Origin of the sequence: Pantoea sp. JKS000250 (assembly GCF_003201065.1) — a bacterium.
GTDB classification, from domain to species: Bacteria; Pseudomonadota; Gammaproteobacteria; order Enterobacterales; family Enterobacteriaceae; genus Pantoea; species Pantoea vagans.
In genome coordinates this window covers 2,346,924-2,363,198 of sequence record NZ_QICZ01000001.1, presented here as the reverse complement: position 1 = coordinate 2,363,198, position 16,275 = coordinate 2,346,924, and the positions used below count along the sequence as shown (strand labels likewise).

The following is a 16,275-nucleotide window of genomic DNA, read 5'->3' as shown; positions in this document are numbered from 1 at the left end:
TTTATTGCGATAAGCCGAGGCGTTCGCCCTGATAGCGACCATCCAGAATGGCCTGCCACCAGGCGGGATTAGCCAGATACCATGCCACGGTTTTACGCATGCCGCTTTCAAAGGTTTCCTGCGGCACCCAGCCAAGTTCATGCGCAATTTTACTGGCATCGATGGCGTAGCGCTGATCGTGACCGGGCCGGTCAGTGACATAGGTAATCAGGTCGCGATAATGCGCCAGCCCGGCAGGTTTCTGTTCTGCGGCCAGCTCTTCAAGCAGGCTGCAGATGGTTTCGACTACCTCAATATTGCGGCGCTCGTTATGGCCGCCAATATTATAGGTCTCGCCTGGCTTGCCCTGACTGACCACCTGATAGAGTGCGCGAGCGTGATCTTCAACGTAAAGCCAGTCACGAATCTGCTGGCCGTTGCCGTAAACCGGCAAGGCTTTACCAGCCAGCGCATTGATGATGGTCAGCGGGATCAGCTTCTCCGGGAAATGGCAGGGACCGTAGTTGTTCGAGCAGTTGGTAACCAGCGTGGGCAGACCGTAGGTTCGCAGCCAGGCCCGTACTAAATGGTCGCTGCTGGCCTTAGAGGCGGCGTAAGGACTGCTTGGCGCATAAGGGGTGGTTTCGGTGAAGTAAGCCTGGCTGTCATGCAGATCGCCAAACACTTCATCGGTCGAGATATGGTGAAACAGAAAAGCCGTCTTGCGCGCGACATCCAGGTTTTGCCAGTAAAAACGCGCGGCTTCCAGCAACTGATAAGTCCCGACAATATTGGTCTCAATAAAGGCCACCGGTCCATCAATCGAGCGATCAACATGACTTTCAGCCGCAAGATGCATCACGCAGTCTGGCTGATGACGGGCAAAAACCTGATCAAGCGCCGCACGATCACAGATGTCGACCTGCTCAAAACAGAAGCGGGGCGAATCGGCCACGCTGGCGAGTGACGCCAGATTTCCGGCATAGCTGAGTTTATCGACCACCACCACCTGATGTCTGGTTTCTGCGATCAGAAAGCGCACCAGAGCCGAGCCGATAAAACCGGCACCGCCCGTAATCAGAAAGCGCTTCATCGCCAGACACCTTTGGTGTCGACAATCCAGTTCTGCTGAACGTCGGCGGCATCAATGGCGCGGAAGGCGCGGTGATCGACCAGCATCACCAGAATATCGGCCTGTGCCAGCGCCTGCTCGCAGGAGACCAGCTCTGCTTTGTCAGCCAGCGAGTCAGCAAGCTGCTCAATGTGCGGTTCAACCACCCAGGTGGTGCCGCTGTGCCATTCGGCAATCTTCTGGGCCACGCCCACCGCCGGGCTTTCGCGCAGGTCGTCGATATTGGGTTTAAAGGCCAGGCCAAAGCAGGCGATGGTGATATCGCTGGCGCGCTTGCCGGTCTGGGTCAGGCAGTCCGCCAGCGCGGTTTTCACCTGGTCCAGCACCCACTGTGGCTTGGCGTCATTCACCTCGCGCGCGGTGCGGATCAGGCGAGCTAATTCGGGATTCTGCGCCACGATAAACCAGGGATCGACGGCGATACAGTGCCCCCCAACGCCCGGACCCGGCTGCAGAATGTTGACGCGCGGATGGCGATTCGCCAGCGCAATCAGCTCCCAGACGTTAATTCCCTGGTCGGCACAAATCAGCGACAGCTCATTGGCAAAGGCGATATTCACGTCACGGAAGCTGTTTTCGGTCAGCTTGCACATCTCGGCTGTACGGGCGTTGGTTTCAACGCATTCGCCTTTTAAAAACAGCCGATAAAGCTCGCTGGCGCGGGCGGAACAGGCAGGCGTCATGCCGCCAATCACCCGGTCATTGTTAATCAGCTCAACCATCACCTGGCCGGGCAGCACGCGCTCCGGGCAGTAGGCGACAAAAATATCGGGCGTCTCAGCGTGCTGCGGAAAACGCAGGTCGGGACGCGCCGCAGCCAGCCAGTCGGCCATCTGTTCAGTGCTGCCCACCGGCGAGGTCGATTCCAGAATCACCAGATCGCCCTTTTTAAGAACCGGCGCGATCGACTCCGCCGCGGCTTTCACAAAGCGCAGGTCGGGCTGATGATCATCTTTGAATGGCGTCGGTACGGCGATCAAAAAAGCGTCAGCGGCTTCAGGCTGCGTGGTGGCGCGCAGGTCGCCACGCGTCACGGCCGCATGCACCACCTGATCTAAATCGGGTTCCACAATGTGGATCGCGCCACGATTGATGGTTTCTACGGCGCGCGCGTTGATATCCACGCCCACCACTTTTTTTCCCTTTGAGGCAAAAACGGCTGCCGTCGGCAGCCCAATGTATCCCAGTCCAATCACGGAGATGGTTTCAAAACTCATAATTCGGCTCGGTTATCTTTTAAGGCTTGTAAAATACGACCACAGGCTTTGCCATCGCCATACGGATTATGGGCATGGCTCATCGCCTGCCAGGCAGCGTCGTCACTCAGCAATTCGCTGACGCTGGCTACGATTCTGGCGATATCGGTTCCCACCAGTCTGACGGTTCCGGCATCGACGGCTTCAGGACGCTCGGTGGTGTCGCGCATCACCAGCACCGGCTTGCCCAGTGAAGGCGCTTCCTCCTGGATGCCGCCGGAATCGGTAAGGATCAGCCAGGCGCGGTTCATCAGCCAGACAAAAGGCAGGTACTCCTGCGGTTCAATCAGAATGATATTCTCAATGCCGCTGAGTATCCGGTTAACCGGCTCGCTGACATTGGGATTGAGATGTACCGGATAGACAATCTGCGCCTCGGGATGCTGGCGGGCAATCTGCGCCAGCGCGCTGCAAATACGTTCAAAACCGCCGCCAAAGCTTTCACGCCGGTGGCCGGTAACCAGTACCAGTTTCTTGTCCGGGTCGAGAAACGGATAGCGCGCCGCCAGTTGTGCGTTCAGATTACTGTCGTCCAGCACCCGATCGCGAACCCACAGCAGTGCATCAATGACCGTATTACCGGTGACGACGATGCGCGCATCGGGCAGATTCTCCTGCAACAGGTTCTGACGCGAGCGGGTGGTAGGCGTGAAGTGCAGGCGGGCAAGATGGCCAGTGAGCTTACGGTTACCCTCTTCCGGCCACGGCGAGGCGAGATCGCCGGTACGCAGACCTGCCTCCACATGCCCGACGGGGATTTGCTGATAAAAAGCCGCCAGACTCGCCGCCAGCGTCGTGGTGGTATCACCATGCACCAGCACGATATCCGGTCTGAAGTCGAGCAGGACGGTTTTCATGCCCTCTAAAATGCGGCAGGTGATCTCGGTCAGCCCCTGTTCAGGACGCATAATATTGAGATCATAGTCCGGCTCCAGCTTGAACAGACGCAGCACCTGATCGAGCATTTCGCGATGCTGAGCGGTCACGCACAGTCGCGATTCAAAAGCGGGATCCTGCGACAGCGCCTGCACCAGCGGCGCCATTTTAATCGCTTCCGGACGAGTACCAAATACGGTCAGAACTTTCACACTGTTTCTCTCAATCATGCGCGTCTGACATCAGACGCGGACGACGTGCCAGCGCCACTCCCGCGCCTGTTAATGCCCCAACGGCACCCCACATAATCATCATGAACAGACGTCGCGGACTGTCACGTGATACCGGCTCTTCCGGCGTACGCAGATAACGGTAGGTCTGGAACTGGCTGTTCAGTTTTGGCCCGGTCTGCAGCGTGGTCAGCATTGCTCTGTTCTGATCATAGCTGATATCAAATTCCGGACCGGTGGCGCGCAGGGTATCCAGCTGTCCCTGCAGAACGGGCTGGCCCAGCAGGAACAGGTCGCTGTCTGCCAGGTTCTCACCCGCTTCGCGCGTCTGTTTCTCGTTGATGCCCTGCTGGCTGGCAATCTTCAGCGCCTGCTCCAGCCGATGCTGCTGGCGCTGGAATACCGCATTAGCCACATCTTCCTGACGTTTTACCTGCGCCTGCAACTGATCGGTACGCGCCCGCCAGGCCCCTTTTAACTCATCATTCAGATGACGCGCGGCGCGCTCACTGGCGTAAGCGATGTACTGCCGCAGCAGATTGTTAGCGTCGCCTGCTGTTTCCGCTTTAAGTTTGACGTTATCGGGCAGGTTATGTGCTGCGTCTGCGGGCGTGAACAGGATGTTGCCGATCAAATCGTCGAGCAGCGCGGCATCGTTATGCGCATTGCCGGTTTTACGGTTCTTGTAGTAATCCGTTTGCTGCCAGAACTCCCGACGCGTATCCCAGGAGGCAAGCTGCATGGTGAACTCCTGATAAACCTGATCCATCACCGTCGGTGACGGTGCAGCCAGCGTCAGGGCATTGTTGCGCACATCCAGATTGGTCAGGAACTGCTGCTGCGCATAGTAAGAGCCCAGCATGTTCACCGTCGGGCGATCGGTGATCGCCGTGGTGCTCCAGACCTGTTTCAATAGCAGCGTCGCCAGCCAGGCGATCAGAGCAAACAGCAGCGCCAGCCCGACAATCCAGCGTTTGCCACGCCATAAACGGCAGCTCAGGCCGCGAATATCCAGTTCGTTGTCCACAACGTCAGCAGGCATGGCAGAGGTATCCTTTTTCAGCATCGGGTTCATTTATTTTTTGCTTCGCGATGATGGCTCAGACGACGCTTGATACGCCGGACGCGTCGCGCCACGCGCCACGCATGCTTCAGGCAGTAGCCATAAACCATAAAAGCGCCCAGGAACAGCAGCAGCATCACCCACTCCGGAATGAACGCCAGATATTCACCCAGTACACCGATACCAGCGAGGATGGCCGCCGCAACGGTAATCAGGACAAAGGCCTGACGCGAGGTAAAACCGGCACGCATAATCAGATGGTGGATGTGCTGACGATCGGCCGAGAACGGGCTCATGCCTTTGCGCAGACGACGATACATAATCGCCACCATATCCATCAGCGGAATGGCGATCAGCCAGAGTGCGGTAACGGGTGTAATGGGATGGCTCAGGCCCTGCGTCGTTTCCAGCAGAATCCAGATAATGGTGAAGCCGATCATGGTGCTGCCGGCATCGCCCATAAAGACTTTGAAGCGACGCCCCAGGAAGCCGAGGTTAAGCAGAATATAGGGCAGCGTGGCAGCAATCATCGCAAAGCACCACATCGCAAGGCTGGTCTGGCCGTCGAAGTAGAGGATGATGCCCATCGCGGCAAAGGTGACCGAGGAGAGTCCGCCCAGCAGACCATCGATCCCGTCTACCATATTAAAGGCGTTGATCGCAGCCCAGACGGCAAACAGCGTCAGCACATAGCCGAAGGGTCCCACGATAAGCTCGAAAGGACCGACGATAAAGCCCAGGCTGAGCAGATAGAGCTTTGCGCCAAACATCATCACCAGCGCGACGATGGCCTGTACGACTGCGCGAATTTTGACGCTGATATCGAATCGGTCATCCAGTGCGCCAACCAGCACCAGAACTCCGGCGCAGCCCAGATAGAGCAGTGCGTGTGGCAGATAGTAGTTGGTGATGGCAAACGTAAAGCAGATACCTGCGAACACGGAAATGCCGCCCACCAACGGAATCGCGCCATGATGACGTTTACGTGAGTTAGGCTTGTCAACTAAACCAATTTTTTTAGCTGCTTTTCGAGCAAAAAAGAGGAAAGCCAGGGAAAAGAGAAAAATTAAACCAAGCTCAGTACTCATAGTGAGTAAATTCACGTTAAACGCTCTCAGCTAACATCCCGCACCACAATACGCGAAAAAGCGCACCTGGTGCTGTGTCGGATTCCGAATTCTGCATAAAGAGACAGACGAACGGTCATAAATTCGCCATCACTACCACAGTCATTATAAATGCTCCTGCCAGTGTTCAATCCTATAGCTCACAAATGAAAAACGCCACGTTGAGACGTGGCGTAAGGTCGATTTTCTGCGCATTTGAACTAAAAAAGCCGAATCTGTGGTCCGGCCTGGCAGTATCGGATTATGAACGCTTCATCATATCGAAGAATTCATCATTGGTTTTGGTCATCGCCAGCTTGTTGATGAGGAATTCCATTGCGTCGATTTCGCCCATTGGGTGAATAATCTTACGCAGGATCCACATCTTCTGCAGCTCTTCCTGAGAGGTGAGCAGCTCTTCTTTACGCGTACCAGAACGGTTGTAATCAATCGCCGGGAAGACGCGTTTTTCAGCAATTTTACGGGCGAGATGCAGTTCCATGTTACCGGTACCTTTAAACTCTTCGTAAATCACTTCGTCCATCTTCGAACCGGTATCGACCAGCGCGGTCGCGATGATGGTCAGGCTTCCGCCCTCTTCCACGTTACGTGCAGCACCAAAGAAACGCTTTGGACGATGCAAGGCGTTGGCATCCACACCACCGGTCAGGACTTTACCTGAAGCAGGCACCACGGTGTTGTAGGCACGCGCCAGACGTGTGATGGAGTCGAGCAGGATGATGACATCTTTTTTATGCTCAACCAGACGCTTGGCCTTCTCGATCACCATTTCAGCAACCTGAACGTGGCGCGAAGCAGGCTCATCGAAGGTTGAGGCGATAACTTCGCCTTTCACCAGACGCTGCATCTCGGTCACTTCTTCCGGACGCTCGTCAATCAGCAGCACCATCAGCACGCAATCCGGGTAGTTGTACGCCAGACTCTGCGCGATGTTCTGCAGCAGCATGGTTTTACCGGCTTTCGGCGGTGCCACGATCAGACCACGCTGGCCACGACCGATCGGTGATGCCAGATCGAGTACGCGAGCGGTTAAATCTTCCGTTGAGCCATTACCCCGTTCCATACGCAGACGTTTATTTGCGTGCAGCGGCGTGAGGTTTTCGAACAGAATCTTATTACGCGCGTTTTCCGGCTTGTCGTAGTTAACTTCGTTAACTTTCAGCAGCGCAAAATAACGTTCACCTTCTTTTGGTGGACGGATTTTGCCAGAGATGGTGTCACCAGTGCGGAGGTTAAAGCGGCGGATTTGGCTGGGGGAAACGTAGATATCATCAGGGCCGGCGAGGTAGGAGCTGTCTCCGGAACGGAGAAATCCAAATCCATCCTGAAGAATCTCCAGCACGCCATCACCAAAGATGTCTTCGCCGCTTTTCGCGTGCTGCTTCAGGATGGAAAAGATAATGTCCTGCTTGCGCATGCGAGCCTGATTTTCCAGCCCCATATTTTCGCCGAGAGTAATCAGCTCAGCAACCGGCGTATTCTTTAATTCGGTAAGATTCATAGTGATGGGTTCTTAAACTCGGGGTAATACTCGGAATGTTTGTCGTGAGTGGTATGGCAATTAATCCATGCCGTTAATGGCTCTTTTCGGCTCTTCCCGACGATCATCGTATGAAATGGCGATCGGTATGCAGGCAGATGTCCGAATGTGATGCCAGAGTTGGAGCTAACCGTAAGATTGCTGAACCGTTCTATCTTTATAAGGTACAGGGCGACAGGGTTCAACAAGGGAAAACTTTTAGATGCAAACTACAAGGTAAGTTCGTAATGCAGTATTGGTAACTTAGCACGCCCGAAAGCGAACGTCCAGCAGCAGGAGATAAATTCACCACTGCCAGACGTTCAGCCCTGAATTACGCCAGGTTGGCGTTCAGGAACTCTTTCAGCTGGCCTTTAGACAGCGCGCCCACTTTGGTCGCGGCGACTTCGCCATTTTTAAACAGCAGCAGCGTCGGGATACCACGAATGCCGTATTTCGGTGCCGTGCCTGGGTTATCATCAATATTCAGCTTAGCGATGGTCAGCTTGCCATCATACTCTTCTGCAACTTCATCAAGGATGGGCGCGATCATTTTGCAAGGACCACACCATTCAGCCCAGAAATCTACCAGTGTAACGCCGTCGGCTTTCAGCACGTCGGTGTCGAAACTGTCATCAGTCAGATGAACGATTTTATCGCTGCTCATGTTTTACTCCAAAGATTATGCCTGGCGAATTGGCGTAATATATACCAATGTTGGTTGACTTTATTTCATCGGATACGCTTTCGTAAAGCGATAGTAAGCTGATATTCTACCACACTATGAGCAAAACACACTTAACTGAACAGAAGTTTTCCGACTTCGCCCTGCACCCAAAAGTGGTGGAAGCCCTTGATAGTAAAGGCTTTCAATACTGCACGCCGATTCAGGCGTTAGCTCTGCCTTTTACGCTTTCAGGGCGTGATGTTGCAGGCCAGGCGCAAACCGGTACCGGCAAAACGATGGCGTTTCTGACGTCAACGTTTCATCATCTTCTCTCTCATCCTGCGGCGGAAGGTCGTCAGGTTAACCAGCCACGGGCTTTAATTCTTGCGCCGACGCGTGAACTTGCTGTGCAGATTCATGCGGATGCCGAACCCCTTACCGCCTCAACCGGCCTGAAACTGGGTCTCGCCTATGGCGGAGACGGTTATGATAAACAGCTGAAAGTGCTGGAACAGGGCGTTGATATTCTGGTGGCAACCACCGGCCGCCTGATCGATTACGCGAAGCAGAATCATGTCAATCTCGGTGCCATTCAGGTCATGGTGCTGGACGAAGCCGATCGCATGTTCGATCTCGGCTTTATTAAAGATATCCGCTGGCTGTTCCGTCGCATGCCGCCTGCTACGCAGCGTCTGAGCATGCTGTTCTCGGCGACGCTCTCTTACCGCGTCCGCGAACTGGCGTTTGAGCACATGAACAGCGCTGAATATGTCGAAGTGGAACCGGAACAAAAAACCGGCCATCGCATTCAGGAAGAGCTTTTCTATCCATCTAACGAAGAGAAAATGCGCCTGCTGCAGACCCTGCTGGAAGAAGAGTGGCCCGATCGCGCCATTGTATTCGCCAACACCAAGCACCGCTGTGAAGATATCTGGGGCCATCTGGCTGCCGATGGACACCGCGTTGGTCTGCTGACCGGCGACGTGGCGCAGAAAAAGCGCCTGCGCATTCTGGATGATTTCACCAAAGGTGATGTGGATATTCTGGTCGCCACCGATGTAGCCGCTCGCGGCCTGCACATTCCGGCTGTGACGCACGTCTTTAACTACGATCTGCCAGATGACTGTGAAGATTACGTTCACCGTATTGGCCGTACCGGTCGTGCCGGCGCCAGCGGACACTCGATCAGCCTGGCCTGTGAAGAGTACGCGCTGAACCTGCCTTCAATTGAAGAGTACATTGGCCACAGCATTCCGGTCAGCAAGTACAGCAGCGAGGCGTTGTTAACCGATTTACCGCCGCCTAAACGTCTGCAACGCAGCCGTACCGGCAATGGCCAGCGTCGCGGAGGGAATAACGCCAATCGTCGCGGAGCTCCACGCAACAACAACCGCAAACGTTCAGGTTAGGCCACCATGCTCAGCGCGTCGTCACTTTATGCAGCGATCGATTTAGGGTCTAACAGCTTTCATATGTTGGTGGTGCGCGAAGTTTCTGGCAGTATTCAGACCGTCGCAAAAATTAAGCGCAAGGTTCGCCTTGCTGCCGGTCTGGATAAAAATAACCTGTTGTCAGCCGACGCGATGTCGCGTGGCTGGCAATGCCTCAGACTCTTCTCTGAACAACTGCAGGATATTCCCCCCGATCAGATTCGCGTGGTGGCGACCGCCACGCTGCGTCTGGCTGCCAATGCGCAGACCTTCCTCGACACCGCCCAGCAGATTCTCGGCTGTACCATTAACGTCATCAGCGGTGAAGAAGAGGCGCGCCTGATTTATCAGGGCGTGGCCCACACTACCGGCGGTTCCGACAAGCGCTTAGTGGTCGATATCGGCGGCGGCAGTACCGAACTGGCTACCGGCGACGGCTCACACGCATCCGTCTTGTTCAGCCTGTCGATGGGCTGTGTGACGTGGCTGGAGCGCTTCTTCAGCGATCGTCATCTGGCAAAAGAGAACTTCGACCAGGCTGAGCAGGCGGCCCGTGAGATGATCCAGCCGATTGCCGCGCAGCTGCGTGCGCAGGGCTGGCAGGCCTGTGTCGGTGCATCCGGCACGGTTCAGGCGCTGCAGGAGATCATGGTGGCGCAGGGTATGGATGAGCGCATCACGCTGAATAAACTGCAGCAGCTGAAGCAGCGCGCCATTCAGTGCGGCAAACTGGAAGAGCTGGAAATTGAAGGACTGACGCTGGAACGGGCACTGGTGTTCCCCAGCGGCCTGTCGATCCTGATCGCTATCTTCCAGACGCTCAGCATTGATAGCATGACGCTGGCTGGTGGTGCACTGCGGGAAGGACTGGTTTACGGCATGCTTCATCTGCCGATTGACCGCGATATCCGTACCCGTACGCTGCACAACGTCCAGCGCCGTTTCAGCATTGATGTCGAACAGGCAGACCGCGTGCGTCAGCTGGCTGAGAGTTTTTTCCGTCAGGTTTCCACGCCGTGGAAGCTGGATCAGCGCTGTCGTGAGCTGCTGCTCAGCGCCTGCGCGATCCACGAAATTGGCCTGAGCGTCGACTTCCGTCATGCGCCACAGCACGCGGCGTATCTGGTGCGTCACCTCGATCTGCCTGGCTTCACACCGGCGCAGAAGAAGCTGCTGGCCTGTTTACTGCAAAATCAGAGCGGCAGCATCGATCTGGCATTGCTGACTCAGCAAAACGCGCTGCCGCCGCGTCTGGCGGAACGGATGTGCCGTCTGCTGCGGCTGGCGATTATTTTCTCCACCCGCCGTCGCGATGACACCCTGCCTGCAGTGCGGCTACTGGCAGACGATGATGCCCTGCATCTGACCCTGCCCGCAGGCTGGCTGGAGGCGCATCCGCTGCGCAGCGAACTGCTGGAGCAGGAAAGCCACTATCAGTCTTACGTCCACTGGTTGTTAACCCTGTCGTAATAGCACCCACGTGAGGCGAATTTTCTTCGCCTCCTGCGAGGTTTAACTCTTCTTCGCCTCCTGCGAGGTTTAACTCTTCTTCGCCTTATCCAGCATCGCTCTCAATCCGGCGACCCGACTCTGCCCGGTTTTCATCCGCTCTTCCGCACTGACCACTTTGCGCTCGGTCTCCCATTGCAGATCGTCCTGCGGCAGCTCCAGCAGGAAACGACTCGGTTCTGGCCGGATTAACTCGCCATACTGCCGGCGTTCGCGACACAGGGTAAAAGTCAGTTCTTTCTGCGCCCGCGTGATCCCCACGTAAGCCAGGCGACGCTCCTCTTCGATGTTGTTCTCATCGATGCTGCTCTGATGCGGCAGCAGTCCCTCTTCCATGCCCACCAGGAACACATAGGGGAACTCCAGACCTTTAGAGGCGTGCAGCGTCATCAGTTGCACCTGATCCAGCTCTTCATCGCTTTCACCGCGCTCCATCATGTCGCGCAGGGTAAAGCGCGTCACCACCTGCGCCAGCGTCATCGGCTCATCAATATCGCTGCCTTCCAGCATTTCAGTCATCCACTGAAACAGCGTGTTGACGTTTTTCATCCGCATCTCGGCGGCTTTCGGGCTGCCCGAGGTTTCGAACAGCCAGCTTTCGTAGTCGATGCCGCGAATCAAATCGCGGACGGCATTCACCGGCTCTCGTTCGCTCAGCTGGATAATCTCATTCAGCCAGTGGGTGAAGCGCTGCAGATGCTCCAGACCACGGCCGCTCAGCGTCTGCCCCAGACCGACATCAAAACTGGCGTTAAACAGACTCTTGCTGCGCAGGTTGGCCCATTCACCGAGCTTCTGCAGCGTGGCCGGGCCAATCTCGCGGCGCGGCGTATTAACGATGCGCAGAAACGCGCTGTCATCCTCAGGATTGGTCAGCACACGCAGATAGGCGAGCAGATCTTTAATCTCCGGCCGGGAGAAGAAGGAGGTGCCGCCAGAGATGCGATAGGGGATGCGGTTCTGCATCAGAAACTTTTCAAAGGTCCGTGACTGATGGTTGCCGCGATACAGAATCGCGTAATCTTTGTACTGCGTGCGGTTAATAAAGTGATGCGCGATCAGTTCGCCGGTGACCCGCTCCGCCTCATGCTCTTCGCTGTTGGCGGTCAGCACTTTCAGCTCGCTGCCCTGCCCCAGCTCCGAAAAGAGCCGCTTCTCAAAGACGTGCGGATTATTGGCAATCAGGATATTGGCCGCCTTCAGGATGCGCTGCGAAGAGCGGTAGTTCTGCTCCAGCTTCACCACCTCCAGCGCCGGGAAATCCTGATTCAGCAGCACCAGATTCTGCGGCCGTGCGCCGCGCCAGGAGTAAATCGACTGGTCATCGTCGCCGACGACCGTGAAGCGCGCGCGTGTGCCAACCAGCAGCTTAACCAGCTCATACTGGCTGGTGTTGGTGTCCTGATACTCATCCACCAGCAGATAGCGGATACGCTGCTGCCAGCGCTCACGCACTTCCTGATTACGCTGCAGCAGCAGCGTCGGCAGCAGGATCAGGTCATCAAAGTCCAGCACGTTGCACGCCTTGAGATGCTGACTATAGAGGGCATAGCAGTGGGCAAAGATATTATCCTGCTGTGATTTCGCCTGCGCAGCAGCGCCCTGCGGATCGATCAGATCGTTTTTCCAGTTCGAGATGGTGGAGATAAGCTGCTGCAACAGCGTCTTATCCTCTTCCAGCCACTCTTTGGTCAGTTCTTTCAGCAGGGCAAGCTGATCCTGATCGTCGAACAGCGAGAAGTTCGACTTCATGCCCAGCGCCGCCGTTTCGCGTTTGATGATCTCCAGTCCCAGCGTATGGAAGGTTGAGATCAGCAGGCCGCGCGCCTCTTTGCGGCCCAGCGTCTGCGCCACACGCTCTTTCATTTCGCGCGAAGCTTTATTGGTAAACGTTACCGCGGCGATGTGGCGCGCCTGATAGCCACATTCACGAATCAGATGGGCGATTTTGTTGGTAATCACGCGGGTTTTACCCGATCCCGCGCCCGCCAGCACCAGACAGGGACCGGTAACAAATTCGACGGCACGTTGTTGGCTGGGGTTTAAACGCATAAAAGAAATCGCCTGATTGAATCAAAAGAAAGGGGTTTATACTGGGCGGCAATTATACACAACCGAGATACCAACATGGCGAAAACCGCGGCGGCTTTACACATCCTGGTCAAAGAGGAAGCGCTGGCAAAAGAGATTCTGGCGAAACTGGCGAAAGGCGGCAATTTTCAGGAGCTGGCAAAGAAGCACTCAACCTGTCCTTCCGGCCGTAAGGGGGGCGATCTGGGCGAGTTCCGGCAGGGACAGATGGTGCCGGCCTTTGATAAAGCGGTCTTTACCTGCCCGCTGCTGACGCCTTACGGGCCGGTAAAGACCGGCTTTGGTTATCACATTATCAAAGTGCTCTACCGCAACTAGTTACTTCTTCTGTTTCATCTGCTGCAGGACGGTGCTGCACTGATTGTCTTCGTTATCACTTGGCGAGATCATGGCCAGCAGGGCCGCTGCCGGACCGACGACCGCACCCAGAGCCACGGCAGCGGCACCGCGGGCCAGCAGTGGCCCCGCTTTCACGCCTGCATCCGGATTTTTAAAGGTGCCGCGCACGTAGAGCGGGGAGCGCAGCGTCACGATGCGGATGCCCTTGCTCTCCGGATTCACCGACAGATCCAGCCGCTCACTGGCGAAGTTCGCATTACCTGACACATTGATAATCGCGTTCTCGGTATCAAACACAAACAGGTTAGGCGTCGCCACACCGTTCTGCAGTCTGAGATCGGTCGCAGCACAGTTGATACGCACCTGGTCATCGCCAAACAGCTTGCCCACCACGTAGTTACCGACGTTGAGTCCGGCAATCTCCATCAGGCTGCGGCTGATCAGTCCATCATTCATCAGCAGCTTAAGCTGACCGTTGCTGGTCGCCAGCAGATCGGCCACTGAGTTACCGGTGCCGGTAAAGCTGGCATCGCCATTGAGCTGACCACGGCTGTTCTTCATTGCGTCCACCGTCGGGAAGAGCTGACGCAGCTGCAGCTTACGGACATGAAGGTCAACCCGGCCACGCATCGGCGATCGATCGCCCTCCAGCCGGATGGTACTGTTGAGACTGCCGCCTGCCACACCAAAGCGCAGCGGATCCAGCAGCAGATCGCCGCTTTTCAGCTGTAAGTGGGTATAGAGATCGCTTAACGGCAGGGAATTACTGTGTTCGATTCGTTTGCCGCTGAACTTCACATCGGCATCCATCACGTCCCAGTTTTTAGTCTCAAATTTATCGTGCGGCAGCACGCGGTCGGCAGGCTGATTCGATTTCTCACCACGACGGGCTTTGGCCTGCGCGGTTTTTTCACTGCCTTTGCCGGAGTCCACGCCAATCAGCGGCCCCAGATCGGCCATACGCAGCTGCTCCGAGGTCAGTTCGCCGGTCAGCGTCGGACGGGGTTTGCCCTGCGTGTAAATCAGCGAGCCATGAATATCGCTGTCGCCAATGTGTCCGTTGAATTTCTCATAGCGGTAGACCGCACCTTTTTCGCCATTGAATTTCGCAATCAGATGGCCATCAGTTTCATAAGGGGGTGTGTCAGGCAACAGGACACCGGTCAGGCCATAGAGATTCGCCAGCGTATCGCCTGCGAAGCGCAGCCGCACGTTAAGCCCGCCGAGGTTCATCGGATCCTGCAACCCGCCCGTCACCTGCACGCGCGTGGAGCCGTTGCGCACATCGGCCTGAATCGGGAACGGAGTGTTCTGGCTGCGCAGCGACAGCATGCCGCCGATTTTGCCGTCGCCACTGAGATTCTCGTTGTTATAGGTGCCACTGGCTTTCCAGCCAAAGACAAAATCGCCCGCGCCCTTGTGCTGATCGTTGCCGCCGGCAATCTGCGCGTAAGGCACTGGTTTACCCAGCGGATTAACCTGCACCGTGACATCTGCACGGTTAACGGCATCGCGATAACGGATTTGTCCCTGATCAAACAGAATATTATCCAGACGGAAGGACCACGCAGACGGCGCGGCACTCTTCTCGTCTTTGTCACTATTGGCGAGGGTAAAAGTCCAGTTGTTCTTTTTATCTGCGGTCTGGATCAGCCGGGCATCAGGCCGCTGCAGCTTAATCCACGGGATGAACAGTTCTTTATGCAGCAGCGACAGCGGTGACAGCGTGGCATCCACACGTTGCAGATGCACCATGGTGACGTCAGGAATGTCTGGCGGATTGCCCAGCATGATATCTTCCGCGTGCACCTGCGGCCACGGAACCCAGCGCCGCCAGCCTGCCTCGTCGCGATTTCTTGCCCAGTCGATACCCAAATCTCCCCGTATCGCAAAGGGACGGTTTAATTCGGCAGAGACTTTCTGATTGATGGTGGGCTTCAGGCGATTCCAGTCAAAGGTGGCGATGACGACGATGATCACCACGATTAATAACACCAGAATTCCTGCTACCCAGCTGACTATTTTCCCGGTACGCGACATTACGCTTTCTCCTTGCACATTCACGGTCTGCGTTAAAGATAGTCGAGACGGCGAGCAACGGCATCAGGGAAGCTGGATAGTGAGATGATTCAGTTCAGAAAATGGGACAGGCCGCGAAAAGTAGTAGCCCTGGGCCGCGATAGCGGGGGACACTTTAACCTGCTGCCACTGTGCTTCCGTCTCAACGCCTTCAACAATGACGCCGTTGCAATAGCGATTGATCAGCGCCAGCAGCATCGAAAACAGGCTGCGTCCTTCATCGGTGGTGCCCAGCAAAACAAACAGGTCGCGCGAGAGCTTGATGTAATCATAGTTGAGTTGGGTCAGCGCCGAGAAATTGGCCATACCCGAACCGAAATCATCCAGCCACAGCGCCCCCAGCTCAGGAATTTTCGCTACTTTCTCCTCCTGCGGCAGCACCTGATGCTCGGTGAGTTCAAAGCGTATCCAGGGCAACCGGGCGATAAGCTGGCGAATAGCAGGTCGATGCTGAATGGCGAGCAGTGAGGGGCCGTCTATGTTGACCGAGGCGACCACATCATTGCGTTCAAAAAATGCAGTCCATTCGGCGAGAAGTTCAAGCTGCTCATACACGACGTTCAGGCGCTGAGCGATGTCGAGTCCGGCAAACCAGGCTTCAGGCGAGAGATTCCGTTCCGGCGCCATGGGATGATAAACGGCGGTCAGCAGTTCAATGGCGAGTAACCGACCGGTTACCCGATAGATCGGCTGAAACCGATAGCGTCGATGACATTGTTGCCAGAAGAGCGGCGTTTCCGTGTGGAGATTAAGGTCGGTTGAAGACGGCAGCCATTGGCTAATATTCTCCATCACCATGCTATTTTCCTGGTTGGTAACACGTCTCCAAAACGGGAGACTGAAGTGATTATCGTAAATGCCTGTGATAATGAGATGAATGGAGCGGCCGTATGAAAACGGGAAGTTTACCAGCCGATTCGTTAGCATAATCGGTAAAACAGGCCGAAATTAGCCGCTCTTATCGCCCGGATCGGGGCC

The 16,275-nt window shown here is 55.8% G+C and carries 13 protein-coding genes; 3 read left to right on the top strand and 10 right to left on the bottom strand.

What is annotated here, in order from left to right:
- Window position 1: 1 nt before the first annotated feature.
- The 7 genes from rffG to trxA form a co-directional block, all read right to left on the bottom strand.
- Window positions 2–1,072 carry a dTDP-glucose 4,6-dehydratase gene (gene rffG / locus BY447_RS11250; RefSeq protein WP_110331150.1) on the bottom strand — a complete coding sequence of 357 codons (1,071 nt, stop codon included), beginning with the start codon at window positions 1,070–1,072 and terminating at the stop codon, window positions 2–4.
- Window positions 1,069–2,328: a UDP-N-acetyl-D-mannosamine dehydrogenase gene (wecC, locus tag BY447_RS11245; RefSeq protein ID WP_095706406.1), complete on the bottom strand. Its 1,260-nt coding sequence runs from the start codon at window positions 2,326–2,328 to the stop codon at window positions 1,069–1,071. The genes rffG and wecC overlap by 4 nt, the downstream gene beginning before the upstream one ends.
- On the bottom strand, window positions 2,325–3,455 hold the full coding sequence (gene wecB, locus BY447_RS11240; RefSeq protein WP_041457283.1) for a non-hydrolyzing UDP-N-acetylglucosamine 2-epimerase: 1,131 nt from the start codon (window positions 3,453–3,455) through the stop codon (window positions 2,325–2,327). Before wecB ends, wecC begins: the two co-directional genes overlap by 4 nt.
- Window positions 3,456–3,465: 10 nt before the next feature.
- Window positions 3,466–4,539 carry an ECA polysaccharide chain length modulation protein gene (gene wzzE / locus BY447_RS11235; RefSeq protein ID WP_323859504.1) on the bottom strand — a complete coding sequence of 358 codons (1,074 nt, stop codon included), beginning with the start codon at window positions 4,537–4,539 and terminating at the stop codon, window positions 3,466–3,468.
- A gap of 5 nt (window positions 4,540–4,544) precedes the next feature.
- Entirely contained in the window at window positions 4,545–5,624 is a 1,080-nt protein-coding gene (wecA, locus tag BY447_RS11230; RefSeq protein WP_033784413.1) for a UDP-N-acetylglucosamine--undecaprenyl-phosphate N-acetylglucosaminephosphotransferase, read from the bottom strand.
- Between the two features lie 280 nt (window positions 5,625–5,904).
- On the bottom strand, window positions 5,905–7,164 hold the full coding sequence (gene rho, locus BY447_RS11225; RefSeq protein WP_003851960.1) for a transcription termination factor Rho: 1,260 nt from the start codon (window positions 7,162–7,164) through the stop codon (window positions 5,905–5,907).
- 352 nt (window positions 7,165–7,516) lie between these two features.
- Window positions 7,517–7,849 carry a thioredoxin TrxA gene (gene trxA, locus BY447_RS11220; RefSeq protein ID WP_003851963.1) on the bottom strand — a complete coding sequence of 111 codons (333 nt, stop codon included), beginning with the start codon at window positions 7,847–7,849 and terminating at the stop codon, window positions 7,517–7,519.
- Between the two features lie 116 nt (window positions 7,850–7,965).
- Here trxA and rhlB point away from each other — a divergent pair, with 116 nt between their 5' ends.
- Together rhlB and gppA are read left to right on the top strand one after the other, a co-directional pair.
- A complete protein-coding gene (rhlB, locus tag BY447_RS11215) occupies window positions 7,966–9,258 on the top strand; it encodes an ATP-dependent RNA helicase RhlB (RefSeq protein WP_013359670.1) in 1,293 nt (430 codons plus the stop codon).
- 6 nt (window positions 9,259–9,264) lie between these two features.
- The gene (gene gppA, locus BY447_RS11210) at window positions 9,265–10,749 is read left to right on the top strand and encodes a guanosine-5'-triphosphate,3'-diphosphate diphosphatase (protein WP_013359669.1); all 1,485 of its coding nucleotides are present in this window, start codon (window positions 9,265–9,267) and stop codon (window positions 10,747–10,749) included.
- A 69-nt stretch (window positions 10,750–10,818) separates the two neighbouring features.
- Here gppA and rep read toward each other — a convergent pair whose 3' ends face one another.
- Window positions 10,819–12,840, bottom strand: coding sequence for a DNA helicase Rep (rep, locus tag BY447_RS11205; RefSeq protein WP_033784412.1), 2,022 nt, complete (start codon window positions 12,838–12,840; stop codon window positions 10,819–10,821).
- Window positions 12,841–12,915: 75 nt separating this feature from the next.
- Here rep and ppiC point away from each other — a divergent pair, with 75 nt between their 5' ends.
- On the top strand, window positions 12,916–13,197 hold the full coding sequence (gene ppiC, locus BY447_RS11200) for a peptidylprolyl isomerase PpiC (protein WP_008926423.1): 282 nt from the start codon (window positions 12,916–12,918) through the stop codon (window positions 13,195–13,197).
- Here the strand turns inward: ppiC and BY447_RS11195 are convergent, their stop codons facing one another.
- Together BY447_RS11195 and pdeH are read right to left on the bottom strand one after the other, a co-directional pair.
- On the bottom strand, window positions 13,198–15,258 hold the full coding sequence (locus BY447_RS11195; protein ID WP_110331149.1) for an AsmA family protein: 2,061 nt from the start codon (window positions 15,256–15,258) through the stop codon (window positions 13,198–13,200).
- 63 nt (window positions 15,259–15,321) lie between these two features.
- On the bottom strand, window positions 15,322–16,095 hold the full coding sequence (pdeH, locus tag BY447_RS11190) for a cyclic-guanylate-specific phosphodiesterase (RefSeq protein WP_013359664.1): 774 nt from the start codon (window positions 16,093–16,095) through the stop codon (window positions 15,322–15,324).
- Window positions 16,096–16,275 lie beyond the last annotated feature (180 nt).